Origin of the sequence: Sphingomonas aerolata (assembly GCF_003046295.1) — a bacterium.
GTDB classification, from domain to species: Bacteria; Pseudomonadota; Alphaproteobacteria; order Sphingomonadales; family Sphingomonadaceae; genus Sphingomonas; species Sphingomonas aerolata.
Genome location: NZ_PZZN01000001.1, coordinates 489,239 through 506,237 on the forward strand (window position 1 = coordinate 489,239; position 16,999 = coordinate 506,237).

Sequence of the window (16,999 nt, forward strand, 5' to 3'; positions counted from 1 at the left end):
GTTGGGGGCGAACGCGTGCCCACCCCCGGCCCCTCCCGCCTGCGGGAGGGGCGGTGAATTACGCCGCAGCGACCTTTTCGCTCGGCTTCGCGCGGACGCCGAGCATGTGACAGATAGCATAGGCGAGTTCGGCGCGGTTGAGTGTGTAGAAGTGGAAATCCTTCACGCCCCCCGCATAGAGCCGCCGGCACATCTCGGCTGCGATCGTCGCCGCGACCAGCTGTCGGGCCGCCGGATGATCGTCGAGCCCCTCGAACAGCCGGTCCATCCAGGCCGGGATCTCCGCCCCGCACGCGCTCGCGAACTTGCGCGTCTGCGCGACGTTCGAGACGGGGAGGATACCGGGCAGGATCTGCGCGGTGATTCCCGCTGCGGCCACCCGGTCGCGGAACCGGAAATAGGCTTCCGGCGAGAAGAAGAACTGCGTGATCGCCCGCGTCGCGCCCGCGTCGAGCTTGCGCTTGAGGTTGTCGAGATCGACGTCATGCCCGCCGGATTCGGGGTGGCATTCGGGATAGGCCGCGACCGAAATCTCGAACGGATGCAACCGCGCCAGCCCGGCGACCAGCGCCGCCGCATTCTCATAGCCGCCGGGATGCGCCTGATAGGGCTGACCCAGCGTCGGCATGTCGCCGCGCAGGGCGACGATGTGCCGTACGCCTGCCGCCCAATATTCCTCGGCAACCTGGTCGATCTCGGCCTTGGTCGCCTCGACGCAGGTCAGGTGCGCGGCGGCGTTCATCGACGTCTCGCGCTGGATCCGCGCAACGGTCGCGTGCGTCCGCTCGCGCGTCGACCCGCCCGCGCCATAGGTCACCGACACGAAATCGGGACCGAGCGGCTCGAGCGTGCGGATCGCATCCCAAAGCTGGGCTTCCATCTTCTCGCTCTTTGGCGGGAAGAATTCGAAGCTGATCCCCACGTCGCCCGCGAGGTCGGCAAAGAGCGGTTCTTCGAGCGCACGCCGCGCCTCGGCCAGTTGGGGAATAGTGATTGTCGTCATGCCGCCTTCACCTCACGCAAACTCAGGCCAATCCTGCGGCCGAGCCATAATTTCACCGTCAGCTCACCGCCCTCGAGCGTCTCGACGCGCACGGTCTGCAAACCCGCCGCGTCGAACCAAGCCGTCATCTGATCGTCGGCAAAGCCGAGGCGCGTATGCGCATCGCTCAGCCGCAATTCCTCGCGGTCGTGGCTCGCGAAATCCGCGATCAGCAACCGCCCGCCCGGCGCCAGCACGCGCGCCGCCTCGCGGACTGCGGCGCCCGGCTGCTGCGCGAAATGGAGCACGTGATGCAGGATCGCGACGTCCGCCGCCCCGTCGTCGAGCGGCAGCGCGTACAGATCCGCCTGCCGCAATTCGGCATGTGCCATGTCGTGCAGCTTGGCGCGCGCCAGACGCAGCATCTCCGAACTGCGATCGATCCCCAGCGCCAGTCGGGCATGGCCACCGAACAGCTCGAGCATCCGGCCCGTCCCCGTGCCGATGTCGATCAGCGTCCCGACCCGCGCATCGCCGAGCATCGCCGCCATCGCCGCCTCGACCTCGCTTTCGGCGACGTGCAGCGAACGGATCGCATCCCATTCGTCGGCATGCCCCTCGAACCACGCCGCCGCGCTCGCCGCCCGATCGGCGCGCACCGCAGCAAGCCGCGCCGCGTCGGCAACCGCCCAGTGATCGGGTTCAGCCTTGGCCCAGCTATCGAGAGCGGCAGCGACCGGATCGACGACATCGCTGCGCCCCACGCCGACGAATACCCAGCTGCCCTCCTTGCGACGCTCCGCCAGACCGGCATCGCACAGGATCTTCACATGGCGCGACACGCGCGGCTGGCTCTGCCCGAGCACCTGCGCGAGTTCGCCAACCGACAGCTCCATGCGACGCAGAAGCGCGAGAATGCGCAATCGGGTCGCATCCGCCATCGCACGGAAGATTTCGAGCGCCATCGTCATGGGAAGTCATATAAAGAATTCTTTATATGAGGTCAACGCAGGCCGTGGCGTGCCGCTGGAGGAATGCTGGCCCCAGGCACGTCCCGACCTCGACGGATCGGAAACGCTTGGTCCGCGTTCGAACACGCGATGAACTGGAAAGCGTCCGGCTCACAAGCGTCAGGTCCGCCCGGATCGACGCCGAATTTGATGATGGGAGTGTTATTCATGAAGAAGTTTCTGATCCCCGCGCTGGTCCTGACGGCCGGCCTCGCAGCGTGCAGCAACAATGCGCAGAACGAGACCGCGGAAGCCGCGAACGCCATCGCGGCGGACGCAAGCGCGACGACCCAGAACGCGGTCGCCGATGTCGATGCCGCCAGCGACCGTGCGCTCGGCTCGGCTGAAGCATCGCTCGACAATGCCGGTGCGCGCATGGACAACGCCGCTGACCGTCTCGACGCCAGCGCCGACCGCGCCGGCGACCGCGCAGAGGCCAACGCCGACCGTGCGGGTGCCGCGATCAACAACAGCGCCGACCGCGCAGCAGACGCCACGGGTAACGCACTGACCCGCGCCGGCAATGCGATCAAGGACTGATCCCCGTCACAGACCGCCCCGCACCGCGTCGTCCGACCGCGATCCGGTCGATGGTCCTGCGCTCCCGGCCTGCCTGGTCGGGACGCGGACTATCGGCAGGAGTCGCTTCTGGCGGCCGGCTCGGGGCGGTTCTGTCTCTGGCCCTGCTGGGCGCCTGTTCCCCGACTCCGGAACAACCCGGCGCGGTCACGCGGGACGAGGCAGCGCAACTCAACGATGCCGCGACCATGCTCGACGCGAACAGCATGCGCACCGACGGCCTGCCCCCTATTGGCAACTCGACCGCTGACGGCACGACACCGTCCCCCTCCTCCTCGCAAAGCGACCAGCCCCAATGATGAATCGCCGCCTCGGCTCGACCGATCTCAAGATCGCCCCCCTCGTTCTCGGGGGGAACGTGTTCGGATGGACAGCGGACAAGACCGCCAGCTTTGCGGTCCTCGATGCGTTTGTCGCGGGTGGCGGGACGATGATCGACACCGCCGACATGTATTCGTCATGGGTGGACGGCCATGAGGGTGGCGAATCCGAAACCATGATCGGCGACTGGCTGCGGACGAGCGGCAGGCGCGATGACGTGCTGATCGCGACCAAGGTCGGCATGTTGCCGGGTGAAGGCGGCGAAAAACTCCAGCCGGCGCGTATCGCGGCAGCGGCCGAAGCATCGCTCAAGCGTCTCGGCACGGATCGCATCGATCTCTATTATGCGCATCAGGATGACGACACGGTGCCGCAGGAGGCTGTCCTCGAGGCCTTCGGCAAGCTCGTCGATGCCGGAAAGGTGCGCGTCATCGGCGCGTCGAACTTCCACGCCGCACGCCTGAAGTCTGCGGTGGACGCCGCAAAGGCCAGCGACCTGCCGCGCTATCATGTCCTCCAGCCCGAATATAATCTCGTCAGCCGCGACAAGTTCGAAGGCGAATTGCAGGACTATTGCGTGACCGAGAATATCGGCGTCCTTCCCTATTACGGTCTCGCGTCGGGCTTCCTCACCGGCAAATACCGCACGCCCGACGATCTGGGCGCAAGCGTTCGTGGCGGTGGCATGCGCGACCTCCTCGACGGAAAGGGGAAGGCAGTCCTCGAGGCGATGGATGCGGTCGTCTCGAACACGGGTGCCAGCCACGCTCAGATCGCGCTCGCGTGGCTCTTGGCACAGCCCGGAATTACCGCACCGATCGCAAGCGCGACCAGCGCGCGTCAGATCGAGGATCTTCTGCCCGCCATGACGCTTGAGCTATCTGACGAGCAGCTTTCGGCCTTGACGCTGGCGGGGGGCGTGATGCGTCCCGCGCCCGGGTGACCGGGCGCGGTCTATGCCTCAGCGAAAATGGTTAACAAGGTTCGAATAGTCGTAGGGTTTCTGAAAGAAGGCGACGCCGTCGGGCAGACCTGCGGCTTTGCTCGGCCGCTGGCCGGACGTGACGACGACCTGGATCTGCGGCCAGCGCCGGCGGATGATCGTTGCGAGGGCCAGCCCGTCCATCGAGCCCGGCATGTCGATATCGGTGAATACCGCCGCGACATCGTCACGCGACGTCAAAATCGCCATCGCCTCGTCCGCATCGCCAGCGACGAGCGTCGACAGTCCGGCATCCTCGATCCGCGCCGTTGCGGTGATTTGAACAAGCAGATGATCTTCGACGATCAGAACGATCCCCGCAACGGGGCGTCTGATCAATGGCGGTGCGAACAATGGAAACCCCATACACAAATTCAGGGTCGGCTCACGATCGGTCCGCCTGAGGCAGGTCGGGACGCGTGAGGCGCGAACCCGCTATGAACGGTCGGCGGCGAATTCGGACGCATCACCAACGCGGATTTTCATCGCATCGCCTGCGTCCTGTCGCATTCCCGGCGCGTCCAGCCGTATCGGCCCCTCAGTCGCCGACGAACGTCAGGGCCGAGATGCGACGCTCGCGTTCGTTGACGATCAACGCCCGGCCCGCGGGGGCTGCGGAACGCTGCGGGCAATCCGCGCGGAAGCATCCGCGACAGCCAATGCCGATCGGCATGGCCGCGCCCGTCAGATCGATACCGCTCGCAGCGACCAGCCCGCGCGCGAGTGCCGCCTCGACCCCCAGTCCGATCGCAAATTCGGCGCGCACCGCGCCGAAGCGACGCCCCTGCGGACGCACCGTCCGCGCCATCGTCAGCCAGCGCGCACCGTCCTCCATCTCGACCAGCTGCACCACCAGGTCCCCCGGACGATCGAACGCGTGATGGAGCTGCCACAGCGGGCACCGGCCTTCCGCCTCGACCAGTGCCGCGCCGCTCGCGCCGGGATAGCGCTTCGACGCCTGCCCGGCGCGGTCGATCCGGATCATGAAGAAGGGGAGCCCCCGCGCACCCACCCGCTGCAACGTCGTCAGCCGGTGCGCGACCTGCTCGAACCCTGCGCCGAACCGTCGCTGCAGCAGTTCGATGTCGTAGCCGGTTGCCTCGCAACCGCGCAGGAACCGCGCATAGGGCATCATCACCGCCGCCGCGAAATAGCTCAGCAGATGGCGTCGATACAGCCGCTCGGCGGCCCGGTCGGTAAAGCCTGCGGCCTTAGCCAGCGCATCGACCTCCGCCTGCGCCTCGATCTGACCAAGCTGGAACGCGACTGCGAAGGTCCGTGATGCAGGGTCGAGCACCTCGCTCAGTTGCAGCTGCCGGGCATGGAGATCGAGCCGCCGCAACGTGTCGGGCAGCACGTCAGCGGGCAGGACGCGGATCGTGATGCCATGTTTGGCGCGCAGACGCTCGGTGATCGCCCCGTAAAGGTCGCCGGCACCCAGCCGCAGCTCGTCCGCCAGCGCTTCGGCGGCGGCGTCGAGATCGGCAAAGTGATTCCGCCACCGCTCGATCTCGCGGCGCACCAGTGCGACCGGGTCGTCGGATGGCGCAATCGCACCATCCCCCTCCCCCATCCGGTCGAACACGCGCGCAAAGGCCTCGGCACCACCGGGCGCGCTGGCCAGCCATTCCTCGACCTCGTTGCGGTCGATCGCCAGGTCGGCGAACATGGGGTGCGCCAGACGACGGCGGATCGCCTCCGAACCGCCGCCCGGTTCGGCCGCAGCCAGGGTGCGCGGATCGAAGTCGAAGCTTTCCGCCAGTTTGATCAATAGCGTTGCGGAAATCGGCCGCTGGTTGCGCTCGACCAGATTAAGGTAGCTCGGGCTGATCGAAAGCATCTCCGCCATCGCGGCCTGGGTCAGTCCGGCCCCGCGTCGCAGCCGCCTGATCGCGTGCCCTGCCAGTAATTTGCGCTCGGCCATTCCGCCTCCCCGTCCTTGTCACGATAGTTACAGAGACACAGAGTCCGCGCAACGCCCAACGACAGCACAACCCGGCCAGGCTGCCGATCATGCTTCCAAACCCCGCAAACCTCAGGCTTTATGATGCCATCGCCGCCCCGGTTGCTCGAGTTTGTAAACGGGGAGACACATTCGCCATGAAGGAGATGGGCATGACGACCGAACCAATGCGCGCCCGCGCCGTTTTCTCGACCGCAGATTTCGAATTGCTCAAGGAAGCGATTGGGGAATTGATCACGAAGGTTTCGGTCGACGACGTCAAATTGAGCCGCCTCAGCGCACTGTATCACCGGCTCGGCCGACTCGGCTGACCGCCACCGTTCGACGGGCATTTTGCCAATAGGCACGCGCGTCGGATCGAGCGATTTCCTGGGGAGGAAAAGGGCCCATTGGTGCACAGGCATCGATGGGCTTTTCCGCGTCTGGCCGACGCCACCGTCCTCGCCTAGGAGGCGGTATGGCCGATGGAATTCTCAACAAGATCAAGGACGATATCGTCCTTTACGGTGCGCTTGCCGCCAATCTCGGCATTGCCGTCGCAAAGTTCGTCGCCGCGGGGCTGACCGGATCGTCGTCGATGCTGACCGAGGGTGTCCATTCGCTGGTCGACAGCGGCAATCAGGTCCTGCTGCTGTATGGCCAATCGCGGGCGAAGCAGCCGGCGGATGCGGCCCACCCGTTCGGCTATGGCCGCGAGCTCTATTTCTGGGCGTTCGTCGTCGCGATCCTCATCTTCGCGGTGGGCGCGGGCGTGTCGATCTATGAAGGGTATCGGCACATGCTGCGGCCTGAGCCGCTCTCCGACCCTCTCATCGCCTATATCGTTCTGGGCGTCGCTGTCCTGCTCGAGGGTACGAGCTGGACGATCGCGGTCCGGGAATTCGCCAAGTCCAAGGGGGATTCGGGCTGGTGGACCGCGATCCATCGCTCGAAGGACCCGGCAGGCTTCATCGTCCTGTTCGAGGATTCGGCGGCGCTGGCGGGGCTGATGATCGCCGGGCTCGGCATCTGGGCCAGCCACGCCTTTGCCGACCCCCGGATCGACGGCGTCGCGTCGATCCTGATCGGCCTGATCCTCGCGCTGGTCGCGGTGATCCTCGCCCGCGAATCGAAGGGGTTGCTGATCGGCGAACGTGCGGACTCCGCCGTGATTGCGACGATTCGCGGCATCGTCGCGGCGCACCCTGGAATCGCCGCGGTGAACCATGTCCGGACGATCCACACCGCACCCGACAGCATCTTCGCCGCGATCAGCGCGGACTTTGTCGACACGCTGACGATGGGCGAAGGCGAGACGATGATCGAGGCGATGGAAGGCGAGCTCCGCGCTGCGGTGCCGATGCTCGCCTCGATCTATATCCGTCCCGAAAAGCGTGAGGACGCCGTCGTGGTTCACGAGGGCGTCCCGGAGGATCAATAGGCGCGGGCGATCAGGATACGCTCGACCGCGGGCTGACCGGTGAAGATGCAGGCGCCATCGTCGCATCCGGTCTGGCCGATCGGCGCGTTGCGGATCGTCAGCTTGAGCGCCTTCAACCGCTCGACAACCGAGTCGAGCGCCGCGCCCGTCGGCTTCGCCCAGCGCACATCGACCCAGCCCGGGTTCTTCACGCCGTCGGCAAAGTGAGTCTCGAGCGCCGCAAAGTCGTCGATCGGCACGATGTTGGCGCGCAGCCGCTCCACCGACTCGACGTGCAACGCCCCCTGCACGTCCGCCAGCATGCCCGACACCGCTTCGACAAAGGCATCGCGCGAGGTGGCGACGCTGTCGAGCTTGCCGTCCTCGCGGTAGAGCCGGTCGCGGCGGATGACCGAGACGTTGCCGCCCGCCATGTCGCGGCCGCCGACCTCGATCACGATCGGTGCGCCCTTCTTGACCCAGCCCCAGCGCTTGGTCGCCGCCTTGGCGGGTTTCCGATCGAGCAGCGCACGGACCGGCTCGCCGAGCGCGGACTGCTTGGCGAGTTCGGCCTGAAGCGACTTGCAATAGTCGACGATCGCCGCGTCGTCGGGATTGTCGCGCAGCATCGGCACGATCACCACCTGCCACGGCGCGATCATCGGCGGCACGCGCAGGCCGTCGTCGTCGCCGTGAACCATGATGACGCCGCCGATCATCCGCGTCGACACGCCCCAGCTGGTTGTGTTGGCCAGCTCAAACTCGCCAGCTGCGTTCTGGAAGCGGATGTTCTGCGCCGAGGCGAAATTGGTGCCGAGGAAATGCGAGGTGCCCGCCTGGAGCGCCTTGCCGTCCTGCATCATCGCCTCGATCGAATAGGTCGCGACCGCGCCCGGGAAGCGCTCATTCTCGGGCTTCTCGCCCGCGATCACGTGGAGGCCGAGGCACTCTTCGGCGAAGTCGCGGTAGACTTCGAGCATCTTGAGCGTCTCGTCGCGCGCCTCGTCGACGGTTGCGTGCGCGGTATGCCCCTCCTGCCAGAGGAACTCGCTGGTGCGCAGGAACATGCGCGTGCGCATTTCCCAGCGGACGACATTGGCCCACTGGTTGATCAGCACGGGCAGGTCGCGCCACGACTGGACCCAGCGCGCGAACGCGGCGCCGATGACCATCTCCGACGTAGGGCGCACGACCAGCGGCTCCTCGAGCTTGGCGTCGGGATCGGGCACGAGCCGGCCATAGCCGTCGGCCTTCAGCCGGTGATGCGTGACGACCGCCATTTCCTTGGCGAATCCGTCGACATGCTCGGCCTCCTTCTCGAAATAGGAGAGCGGGATGAAGAGCGGGAAATAGCAATTCTCATGCCCCGTCGCCTTGATACGGTCGTCGAGCAGTCGCTGGATCCGCTCCCAGATGCCATAGCCCCAGGGGCGGATGACCATGCAGCCGCGGACGCCGGATTCCTCGGCGAGGTCGGCCTCGGTGATGACGGCCTGGTACCAGGCGGAGAAATCCGCCTCTCGGGTGACGGGGAGTGCGCGCTTTATCATGGCGTCGCGGATAGCGGGTGCGACTGGGTTCGTCACTATGCGTTGCGGCGTGGATCCCACGCTCCGCCGTCATCCTGACGAAAGTCAGGATCCAAGATACCACCCGTAGCGCTTCTGGCTCTGGATCCTGACTTTCGTCAGGATGACGGATGTTTCGGGTGGGATCGCGGGCGCGGTTTGCGTAGGTGCAGGCCATGCCCTCGGACCGCATCCTTCCCGCCATCGGCATGCGGTTGCTGTCGGTCGTGATCTTCGCGCTGATGAACACCGCGATCAAGCTGGCCGAACGCCACGGCGCGAGCGTGTCGGAGATCCTGTTCTTCCGCCAGTTCGGCGCGTGCCTGCTGGTGTCCGGGGTGATCCTCGCCGGGCCTGGCCTGCCCTCGATCGCGACCAAGCGCCTGCCCGCGCACGTCATCCGCGCGGTCGTCGGGCTGTCGGCGATGGCGTTCACCTTCAACGGGATCGTCGCGCTGCCGCTGGCGGAAGCGACGACGATCGGCTTCACCGTGCCGATCTTCGCCACGATCCTTGGCGCGCTGGTGCTGCGCGAGCCGACCGGCTGGCATCGCTGGGCGGCGGTGGCGGCGGGGTTTGCGGGCGTGCTGATCGTCGCGCAGCCCGGTAGCGGCGATCATTTTCCGTTATGGGGTGCGGGCTGTGCGCTGGCGGGCGCGTTCGGGACGGCAAGCGTGTCGATCCTGCTCCGGCAGATCGGCAAGACCGAGAGCGCGCTGACGACGGTGTTCTGGTTCTCCGCGCTGTCGCTGGTGCCGCTGTCGGTGATCTACGCGCGCGCAGCGGAGTCGCATGATCTCGTGACCTGGGCCTGCCTTGCGAGCGTCGGGGTCTTCGGCGGCCTCGCGCAGATCGCGATGACGACCTCGTTGCGGCTCGGGCCGGTGTCGGTGGTGGTGCCGATGGATTATTCGAGCCTGTTATGGGCGACATTGCTCGGCTGGCTGGTGTTCGACACGCTGCCCGCCGAGGCGACCTGGTTCGGCGCCCCCGTCATCGTCGCGAGCGGACTGTACATCGTCTGGCGCGAACATGTCCGCCGGCAGGACGAGACCGACCGCGCGATCGCGTAATGGACCTCTTTTCCGTCATCCTGACGAGAGCCAGGACCCAGAGCTACAAACGGTAGAGCTTGGTTACCCTGGGTCCTGACTTTCGTCAGGATGACGAAGAAGATGGCGGAAGGACCGTTACTCCGCCGCCTGCGCGAGCGGGGCCGGATCCTTCCAGACCAGTACGGGTTTGCGCGCCGCGAGCGTCTCGTCGAGGCGCGCGCGGGGGGCGAAGTGCGGGGCGGTCTTGAGGCTGGGGTCGCCTGCCTTGGCGCGTTCGGCGACCGAGCGCAGCGCGGCGATGAACTGGTCGAGTGCCGCCTTCGATTCGGTCTCGGTCGGCTCGACCAACATGGCCCCGTGGACGACGAGCGGGAAGTACATCGTCATCGGGTGGAAGCCCTCGTCGATCAGCCCCTTGGCGACGTCGATCGTCGAGAAGCCGTCGGCGAGACCCGAATCGGAGAACAGCGCTTCGTGCATGCACGGACCCGAAGGGCCGAACGGCGCGTCGAGCGTGTCGTCGAGGCTGCGCAGGATGTAGTTGGCGTTGAGCACCGCATCCTCCGACACCTGGCGCAGGCCATCCGCGCCGTGGCTGAGGATATAGGTCAGCGCGCGCGTGAACATGCCCATCTGGCCGTGGAACGCGACCATGCGGCCGAAGCTGCCGGCGTGATGCTCGCCCGCGGTTTCCTCCTCGACCAGGACGAACTGGCCATCCTGCTTCTCGACGAACGGCAGCGGGGCGTAGGGCGTGAGCGCCGCCGAGAACACCACCGGACCCGAACCCGGGCCGCCGCCGCCATGCGGAGTCGAGAAGGTCTTGTGCAGGTTGATGTGCATCGCGTCGATGCCGAGATCGCCCGGGCGGACGCGGCCAACGATCGCGTTGAAGTTCGCGCCGTCGCAATAGACGAAGCCGCCGGCCGCATGCACCGCGTCCGAAATCTCGCGCATGTCGCGCTCGAACAGCCCGCAGGTGTTGGGGTTGGTAATCATCACGCCCGCGACGTCGGGGCCGAGCCGGGCCTTCAGCGCGGCGGTGTCGACGCGGCCCTCGGCGGTGGCGGGGATATCCTCGACGCCATAGCCCGCGAATGCCGCGGTGGCGGGGTTGGTGCCGTGCGCGCTCTCGGGGACGAGGATGACCTTGCGGTGCCCCTCACCCTTGGCCTCAAGCGCAGCGCGGATCGCGAGGATCCCGCAGAGCTCGCCATGCGCGCCCGCCTTGGGGCTCATCGCGACCGAGGTCATGCCGGTGAGCGTGACGAGCCAGTGGGCGAGCTGGTGGATGACCTCGAGCGCGCCCTGCACGGTATCGACTGGCTGGAGCGGGTGGACGTCGGAGAAGCCGGGCAGCCGCGCCATCTTCTCGTTGAGTCGCGGATTGTGCTTCATCGTGCAACTGCCAAGCGGGAAGAAGCCGAGGTCGATGCCGTAATTCTGGCGCGACAGGCGCGTGTAATGGCGGACGGTCTCGGGTTCCGACAGACCGGGAAGGCCGATCGGGGCCTTGCGTGCCAGCGCGCCGAGCTTGCTGGTCGTCGCGCGGGCGGGCGTGTCCGCGAAGTCGACGCCGGTGGTGTGGCTGTCGCCGATCTCGAAGATCAGCGCTTCCTCCAGCATCAGCGCCTTGTTGCCGGTGACGCTGGCGGGGACGTTACCCTTGCCCTGCTCGGGCGCGGTCGGGCGCCAGCCGCTCTGGTTGATGCTCATGCCAGTATCTCCTGGAGTGCGGACGCAAGCGTTTCGACGTCCTCCGCGGTGGTCGTTTCGGTCACGGCGACGACGAGGCCGTTGGCGAGATCGTCCTTGCCCGGGTAAAGCCGCCCTAGCGAGACGCCCGCGAGGATGCCGCGGTCCGCGAGCGTGCGGACGACGGGGCGCGCCTCGACGGGCAGCTTCAGCGTGAATTCGTTGAAGAAGCTGTCGTTGATCAGTTCGACGCCGGGGATCTGCGACAGGCGCTCGGAAGCGGCCACGGCACCCGCATGGTTGATCTCGGCCAGCTCTCGCAGTCCCGCTTCGCCGAGCAGCGTCATGTGGATCGAGAAAGCCAGCGCGCACAGCCCCGAGTTGGTGCAGATGTTCGACGTCGCCTTTTCACGGCGAATATGCTGCTCGCGCGTCGACAGAGTCAGCACGAAGCCGCGGCGGCCATCGGCGTCGACGGTTTCGCCGCAAAGCCGGCCGGGCATCTGGCGGACATATTTGTCCTTGCACCCGAACAGGCCGACATAGGGCCCGCCGAACTGGAGGCCGACGCCGAGCGACTGCCCCTCGCCGACGACGATGTCCGCGTCCATCTCGCCGGGCGAGGTGATCGCGCCGAGCGCGACGGGCTCCGTGACGACCGCGATCAGCAGCGCCTTTTTCGCGTGGCACGCATCCGCGAGCGGACGCAGATCGGCGATGCGGCCGAGGATGTCGGGATACTGGACGACCACGCACGACGTGTCGTCGTCGATCTTCGCGATCAGCCGGTCGAGGTCCATTTCGGGCACCAGCCGCGGGTCGGTCGTGTCGAGCACGTCGCCGGTGAACTTGGCCATCGTGTTCGACACCGACACGTAATGCGGGTGCAGCCCCGCCGACAGGATCGCCTTGCCGCGCTTGGTGATACGCCGCGCCATCACGATCGCTTCCCAGCACGCGGTCGAGCCGTCGTACATCGACGCGTTGGCGACGTCGGTGCCGAGCAGCCGCGCGACCTGCGTCTGGAACTCGAACAGCATCTGCAGCGTGCCCTGCGCGATCTCGGGCTGGTAGGGCGTGTAGGCGGTCAGGAACTCGCCGCGCTGGATCAGGTGATCGACGCTGGCGGGCACGTGATGCTTGTACGCGCCGCAGCCGAGGAAGAACGGCGCTTCGCCCGCGGTGAGGTTCTTCTTGGCGAGGAACGACATGTGGCGTTCGACCGCCATTTCGGAGGCATGCATCGGCAGGTCGCGGACGGGGCCGTCGAGGCGCGCGGCCTCGGGAACGTCAACGAAGAGGTCATCGATCGTCGCGGCACCGATGACGGCGAGCATCGCCTCGCGGTCGGGCTGGGTCAGGGGAAGGTAGCGCATGGAACTCTCCTTGCCCCTCCCCTTCAGGGGAGGGGTTGGGGGTGGGGCGTTTCCACAGGCGGCGCGTCTGTCGCACTGCGCCACCCCAACCCCTCCCCTGAAGGGGAGGGGCTTTGACGAATTAAAGCCCTTCGACGAACGCCGCGTAGGCAGCTTCGTCCATCAGGCTGTCGAGCTCGCTCGGATCGCTGAGCGTCAGCTTGAAGAACCAGCCGGCGGCTTCGGCGTCCGAGTTCACCAGGCTCGAATCGTCAGCGAGCGCAGCATTGCCCTCGATGACGGTGCCCGACACCGGCGAATAGACGTCCGACGCGGCCTTGACCGATTCGACGACCGCGGCATCGGCGCCCTTGGTCAGCTGCTTGCCGGCCTCGGGAACCTCGACGAACACGACGTCGCCGAGCTGGCTCTGCGCATATTCGCTGATGCCGACGGTGCCGACGTCACCGTCGACATCGACCCACTCATGATCCTGCGTAAAATAACGGCTCATATCACTTGGCTCCTGCGCGGACGTAGCGGTGGGGAATGAAGGGCATTGCGGTGACGGTCGCGCTGTGGACCTTGCCGCGCTGTGCGATCTCGATGCGGGTGCCCGGCGTCGCCAGCGCGAGCGGCACATAGGCCATCGCGATCGGCTTCCCGAGCGTCGGCGCGAAGCCCCCGCTGGTGAGGCGGCCGATCGTCGCGCCGGTGTCGTCGATCACCTCGGACCCCTCGCGCGCGGGCTGGCGGCCCTCGACGATCAGGCCGACGCGCTTGGTGGCGGGGCCATTCTCGCGCTGCGAGAGGATACGCTGGGCGCCGGGGAAATCGGCGGCCTCACGGCGGCGCTTCGACAACGCGAAACCGAGGTCAGCCATGACCGGCGTGGTCTCGGGATCGAGGTCGTGGCCGTAGAGCGGCAAACCGGCTTCGAGGCGCAGCGAATCGCGTGCGCCAAGGCCGATCGGCTTGATCTCGGGCAGTGCGAGCAGCGCGTCGGCGAACGCGACGGCATGCTCGGCAGGGATCGAGATCTCGACGCCGTCCTCGCCGGTATAGCCCGATCGGCTGATCCAGAGCGGCACGTCGTTCCAGTGGAACGCGCCCGCGGTCATGAACACGAGGCTGTCGATGCCGGGAACGATCCGCGCGACCGCGTCGACCGCCTTGGGGCCCTGCACCGCGAGCAGCGCCTGATCCTCGAGGATGTTGATCGTGACATCGTCGGGCAGATGCTCGATCAGATAGCTGACATCGTCATATTTGGTCGCGCCGTTGACGACGACGTAGAAGCTGCCGCTCGCGGTCGGCGACGGGTGGAGCGGGTCGTACGCCTCGGGCTCGACGTCCTGCGCCGAGAAGGGCGAGGGCTGATCGTCGGGCAGCCGCGTCGCCATCAGGTCGTCGAGGATGCCGCCATCCTGCGCGAGCAGCAGCGAATAGCGCATCTTGCCCTCGCCGAGCCCTGCGATGTCGCCCGGCAGCACGGTTTCGAGCGCGCTCGCGACGCCTTCGCCCGAGAAGACGAGCTGGCCCATGTGGCTGACGTCGAACAGGCCGGCCGATTCGCGCGTCCAGGCATGTTCGGCCATGATGCCGTCATACTGGATCGGCATCTGATAGCCGGCGAACTCGACCATCCGTGCGCCGTTCGCGCGGTGCCACGCGTCGAGCGGCAATGGCAGCACCTCGGGCTCGACGTAATCGTCGGCCTCGTCGATGATGCTAGCATAGTCTCGAATGTCGGCGTCGCTCATGTCGGTCTCCGTCGAAGGGGCGCGCGGCACCCTGTGGTGCTGCGATCCGACCCCCTCTGTCACGGAACCTGAGAGCTTTCACCGCCTGATTGGCGGCTTACCCCTTCGGTGGCCCTCGGCGCGGACGCCAGGACGCTTTCCAGAGTGTCGATCAGCCCCGCGCGGTCTCTGGTGCCTGAGAGATTCCGGGGTGGTTGCTCCTTCGGCGGCTCCCTGCCCCTTTCAGGGCCGATCCTAAAAGGACCAGGAAACGCTCTCCCGCGCGGTGCCATGCCGGTTGCCCGGCATCGACGCGTCAAGCTGTGCCGCGCCGCACAATCTTAGTCAATCGGGCTTGGTCGATCGGGCCCCTGCGAGAGTGAGATTCATGCCTGACGTCAAGTTGCAAGCCGAACGACGCCCGTACCCGTCGCCATCCCCGCGAAGGCGGGGACCCATATACTACACCGTCAACGCTCCATCATCGGCGGTCGCCAATATGGATCCCCGCCTGCGCGGGGATGACATGGAAGGTTATCACGTCATCACCGGACGCCCGCCCCGGTTTCAGAAGGCTACTCAGCGGGTCGCGTTGTACTTCAGTTGGTCGGCGGTCAGCTGGAACCCGACCAGCGTCTCGAAGCTGGCGCGCAGCACCGCCTGCCGCACCTCGGGCGTGCTCAGCGGATCGACCGCCGCATCCTCGTCGCCCGCCTTGCGCTTGCGCGTCAGCTTCTCGCGCACGTCTGCCGACAGCGTTGCCGCCGCGCGCGTGATCGTCGCGGTGCCCTGGGCATTCGCCTCCGCCCGCAACTGGCCGGCGTCGAAGTGCAGCGTCACACGGCCGACGCGCTTGGCGACGACCGCGCTGCCGCCGCGCACCACGGTCACGAAATAGGGCAGCACGACGTCGCGCGCCGCATCGGCCCGCGCACGCCGCGCCTGGACGGTGAACGTCACATTCGTCAGGATCGGGTCGTTCGCGTCGACGCAGGTCGAACGGACATTGGTCATCAGCGCGGTGACGTCGATCGCCGACTGGTCGCGGCTGGTGACGGGGTCGAACACGGTGATGTCCCCGGTCGCGGCGGGCACCGCCACGGTCGGGCACGCGGTGCGGATCGCGGAGATGCCGCCGGTCGCGTCGATCTCTCCCTTGGAAGCGCAACCGCCCAAGGCGAGCGCGAGGATCGAAACGGCAAGGATGGGGGCTTTCACGGGGACGCGTACCTTCTCGAACGAGCGAAAGGGCCTGCGCAACCGCACCGGCCCCTGTCACCGCGCACCATAGGAACCGGCTTTCGTCCAGGCAAGCAATCGCGTAGAGCCCGACGACTATGAGCATCCCCCCAGAGCCCATCGCAAACCCCGCAACCTCGCTCGCTGAGCCGGCCGTGCGCGGCGACAAACCCGCGCTCGAACTGCTGATCGCGGCGCCGCGCGGCTTCTGCGCCGGCGTCGACCGCGCGATCCGCATCGTCGAACTGGCGATCGAGAAGCACGGCGCGCCGGTCTATGTCCGCCACGAGATCGTCCACAACAAGTTCGTCGTCGACACGCTGAAGGCGCAGGGCGCGGTGTTCGTCGAGGATCTGAGCGAGGTGCCCGACGATGCGCCGGTGGTGTTCTCCGCGCACGGCGTTCCCAAATCGGTGCCGCTCGACGCGCAGGCGCGCGGGCTCGAATATCTCGATGCGACCTGCCCGCTGGTCTCGAAGGTCCATCGCCAGGCCGAGCGACTGGTCGCGCAGGGGCGGCACATCGTGTTCATCGGCCATGCCGGCCATCCCGAGGTGATCGGCACCTTCGGCCAGGTGCCTGAGGGCGCGATGTCGCTGATCGAAACCGTCGAGGATGCGGAAGTCTTCGCGCCGGTCGACCCTGCCAATCTCGCCTTCCTGACGCAGACCACGCTGTCGGTCGACGACACTGCGGCGGTCGTCGCGACGCTGCAGCGACGCTTCCCCGAGATGCTGCCGCCGCGCGGCGAGGACATCTGCTACGCGACCTCGAACCGCCAGGCTGCGGTCAAGGCGATCGCGCATGGGTGTGACGCGATGCTGGTGATCGGCGCGCCCAATTCGTCCAATTCGGTGCGGCTGGTCGAGGTCGCGCAGCGCGAAGGCACGCCCGCGATGCTGATCCAGCGCGCCAGCGAGCTCGAGTGGGATTTCCTTGCCGGAGTCGGCACGCTCGGCATCACCGCAGGCGCGTCCGCGCCCGAGCTGCTGGTCCGCGAACTCGTCACGCGCCTCGCCGAGCGGTTCGAGGTGTGCGAGCGCGAGGTCGAGACGACGCGCGAGACGATCGCCTTCAAGCTGCCCCGCGGGCTCGAAGCCGCCGCCTAG

General features: G+C 67.0%; 16 protein-coding genes and 2 riboswitches. Of the genes, 6 read left to right on the plus strand and 10 right to left on the minus strand.

Annotation, left to right across the window (positions count from 1 at the left end; genetic code table 11):
* Nucleotides 1-58: 58 nt before the first annotated feature.
* Together metF and C8J24_RS02330 are read right to left on the minus strand one after the other, a co-directional pair.
* On the minus strand, nucleotides 59-1,003 hold the full coding sequence (gene metF, locus C8J24_RS02325; protein WP_107930010.1) for a methylenetetrahydrofolate reductase [NAD(P)H]: 945 nt from the start codon (nucleotides 1,001-1,003) through the stop codon (nucleotides 59-61).
* A complete protein-coding gene (locus tag C8J24_RS02330; protein WP_107930012.1) occupies nucleotides 1,000-1,953 on the minus strand; it encodes an ArsR/SmtB family transcription factor in 954 nt (317 codons plus the stop codon). The genes metF and C8J24_RS02330 overlap by 4 nt, the downstream gene beginning before the upstream one ends.
* 207 nt (nucleotides 1,954-2,160) lie before the next feature.
* On the opposite strand from C8J24_RS02330, the gene C8J24_RS02335 reads away from it, so the two are divergent.
* Entirely contained in the window at nucleotides 2,161-2,532 is a 372-nt protein-coding gene (locus C8J24_RS02335; RefSeq protein ID WP_107930014.1) for a hypothetical protein, read from the plus strand.
* Between the two features lie 334 nt (nucleotides 2,533-2,866).
* On the plus strand, nucleotides 2,867-3,835 hold the full coding sequence (locus C8J24_RS02345) for an aldo/keto reductase (protein ID WP_107930016.1): 969 nt from the start codon (nucleotides 2,867-2,869) through the stop codon (nucleotides 3,833-3,835).
* A gap of 18 nt (nucleotides 3,836-3,853) precedes the next feature.
* On the opposite strand, the gene C8J24_RS02350 is transcribed toward C8J24_RS02345, so the two are convergent.
* A complete protein-coding gene (locus C8J24_RS02350; RefSeq protein WP_208620899.1) occupies nucleotides 3,854-4,213 on the minus strand; it encodes a response regulator in 360 nt (119 codons plus the stop codon).
* Nucleotides 4,214-4,412: 199 nt separating this feature from the next.
* On the minus strand, nucleotides 4,413-5,798 hold the full coding sequence (locus tag C8J24_RS02355) for a helix-turn-helix domain-containing protein (protein ID WP_107930020.1): 1,386 nt from the start codon (nucleotides 5,796-5,798) through the stop codon (nucleotides 4,413-4,415).
* An 89-nt stretch (nucleotides 5,799-5,887) separates the two neighbouring features.
* Here C8J24_RS02355 and C8J24_RS17260 point away from each other — a divergent pair, with 89 nt between their 5' ends.
* Both C8J24_RS17260 and C8J24_RS02360 read left to right on the plus strand, forming a co-directional pair.
* The gene (locus C8J24_RS17260; protein WP_146163617.1) at nucleotides 5,888-6,148 is read left to right on the plus strand and encodes a hypothetical protein; all 261 of its coding nucleotides are present in this window, start codon (nucleotides 5,888-5,890) and stop codon (nucleotides 6,146-6,148) included.
* Between the two features lie 146 nt (nucleotides 6,149-6,294).
* Nucleotides 6,295-7,257 (plus strand): cation diffusion facilitator family transporter, encoded by a 963-nt coding sequence (locus tag C8J24_RS02360; protein WP_107930022.1) that lies wholly within the window; start codon nucleotides 6,295-6,297, stop codon nucleotides 7,255-7,257.
* On the opposite strand, the gene C8J24_RS02365 is transcribed toward C8J24_RS02360, so the two are convergent.
* Nucleotides 7,251-8,786, minus strand: a complete 1,536-nt coding sequence (locus C8J24_RS02365; RefSeq protein WP_037530527.1) for an aminoacyl--tRNA ligase-related protein — start codon at nucleotides 8,784-8,786, stop codon at nucleotides 7,251-7,253. The genes C8J24_RS02360 and C8J24_RS02365 overlap by 7 nt on opposite strands.
* Before the next feature lie 194 nt (nucleotides 8,787-8,980).
* Between C8J24_RS02365 and C8J24_RS02370 the strand changes: the two genes are divergently transcribed.
* A complete protein-coding gene (locus tag C8J24_RS02370) occupies nucleotides 8,981-9,877 on the plus strand; it encodes a DMT family transporter (protein ID WP_031441602.1) in 897 nt (298 codons plus the stop codon).
* A gap of 117 nt (nucleotides 9,878-9,994) precedes the next feature.
* Here the strand turns inward: C8J24_RS02370 and gcvPB are convergent, their stop codons facing one another.
* From gcvPB to C8J24_RS02395, 5 genes are all read right to left on the minus strand, one after another.
* Nucleotides 9,995-11,575, minus strand: a complete 1,581-nt coding sequence (gcvPB, locus tag C8J24_RS02375; protein ID WP_107930024.1) for an aminomethyl-transferring glycine dehydrogenase subunit GcvPB — start codon at nucleotides 11,573-11,575, stop codon at nucleotides 9,995-9,997.
* The gene (gcvPA, locus tag C8J24_RS02380) at nucleotides 11,572-12,930 is read right to left on the minus strand and encodes an aminomethyl-transferring glycine dehydrogenase subunit GcvPA (RefSeq protein ID WP_107930026.1); all 1,359 of its coding nucleotides are present in this window, start codon (nucleotides 12,928-12,930) and stop codon (nucleotides 11,572-11,574) included. Before gcvPA ends, gcvPB begins: the two co-directional genes overlap by 4 nt.
* A gap of 121 nt (nucleotides 12,931-13,051) precedes the next feature.
* Nucleotides 13,052-13,423 (minus strand): glycine cleavage system protein GcvH, encoded by a 372-nt coding sequence (gene gcvH / locus C8J24_RS02385; protein ID WP_031395016.1) that lies wholly within the window; start codon nucleotides 13,421-13,423, stop codon nucleotides 13,052-13,054.
* Nucleotide 13,424: 1 nt separating this feature from the next.
* A complete protein-coding gene (gene gcvT, locus C8J24_RS02390) occupies nucleotides 13,425-14,672 on the minus strand; it encodes a glycine cleavage system aminomethyltransferase GcvT (protein WP_082446741.1) in 1,248 nt (415 codons plus the stop codon).
* Between the two features lie 46 nt (nucleotides 14,673-14,718).
* Nucleotides 14,719-14,823: riboswitch (glycine riboswitch) on the minus strand.
* A 1-nt stretch (nucleotide 14,824) separates the two neighbouring features.
* A riboswitch (glycine riboswitch) is annotated at nucleotides 14,825-14,943 on the minus strand.
* 287 nt (nucleotides 14,944-15,230) lie between these two features.
* A complete protein-coding gene (locus C8J24_RS02395) occupies nucleotides 15,231-15,869 on the minus strand; it encodes a hypothetical protein (RefSeq protein ID WP_244180356.1) in 639 nt (212 codons plus the stop codon).
* A gap of 176 nt (nucleotides 15,870-16,045) precedes the next feature.
* On the opposite strand from C8J24_RS02395, the gene ispH reads away from it, so the two are divergent.
* Nucleotides 16,046-16,999: a 4-hydroxy-3-methylbut-2-enyl diphosphate reductase gene (gene ispH / locus C8J24_RS02400; RefSeq protein WP_244180358.1), complete on the plus strand. Its 954-nt coding sequence runs from the start codon at nucleotides 16,046-16,048 to the stop codon at nucleotides 16,997-16,999.

Excerpts from the sequence above, each read along its gene's own strand:
- gcvPB (WP_107930024.1), bottom strand. The coding sequence starts at position 11,575 with ATGAGCATCAACCAGAGCGGCTGGCGCCCGACCGCGCCCGAGCAGGGC.
- C8J24_RS02360 (WP_107930022.1), top strand. The coding sequence starts at position 6,295 with ATGGCCGATGGAATTCTCAACAAGATCAAGGACGATATCGTCCTTTAC.
- C8J24_RS02370 (WP_031441602.1), top strand. The coding sequence starts at position 8,981 with ATGCCCTCGGACCGCATCCTTCCCGCCATCGGCATGCGGTTGCTGTCG.
- C8J24_RS02355 (WP_107930020.1), bottom strand. The coding sequence starts at position 5,798 with ATGGCCGAGCGCAAATTACTGGCAGGGCACGCGATCAGGCGGCTGCGA.
- gcvPA (WP_107930026.1), bottom strand. The coding sequence starts at position 12,930 with ATGCGCTACCTTCCCCTGACCCAGCCCGACCGCGAGGCGATGCTCGCC.
- C8J24_RS02365 (WP_037530527.1), bottom strand. The coding sequence starts at position 8,786 with ATGATAAAGCGCGCACTCCCCGTCACCCGAGAGGCGGATTTCTCCGCC.
- C8J24_RS02330 (WP_107930012.1), bottom strand. The coding sequence starts at position 1,953 with ATGACGATGGCGCTCGAAATCTTCCGTGCGATGGCGGATGCGACCCGA.
- gcvH (WP_031395016.1), bottom strand. The coding sequence starts at position 13,423 with ATGAGCCGTTATTTTACGCAGGATCATGAGTGGGTCGATGTCGACGGT.
- C8J24_RS02345 (WP_107930016.1), top strand. The coding sequence starts at position 2,867 with ATGATGAATCGCCGCCTCGGCTCGACCGATCTCAAGATCGCCCCCCTC.
- C8J24_RS17260 (WP_146163617.1), top strand. The coding sequence starts at position 5,888 with ATGCTTCCAAACCCCGCAAACCTCAGGCTTTATGATGCCATCGCCGCC.
- gcvT (WP_082446741.1), bottom strand. The coding sequence starts at position 14,672 with ATGAGCGACGCCGACATTCGAGACTATGCTAGCATCATCGACGAGGCC.
- C8J24_RS02335 (WP_107930014.1), top strand. The coding sequence starts at position 2,161 with ATGAAGAAGTTTCTGATCCCCGCGCTGGTCCTGACGGCCGGCCTCGCA.
- metF (WP_107930010.1), bottom strand. The coding sequence starts at position 1,003 with ATGACGACAATCACTATTCCCCAACTGGCCGAGGCGCGGCGTGCGCTC.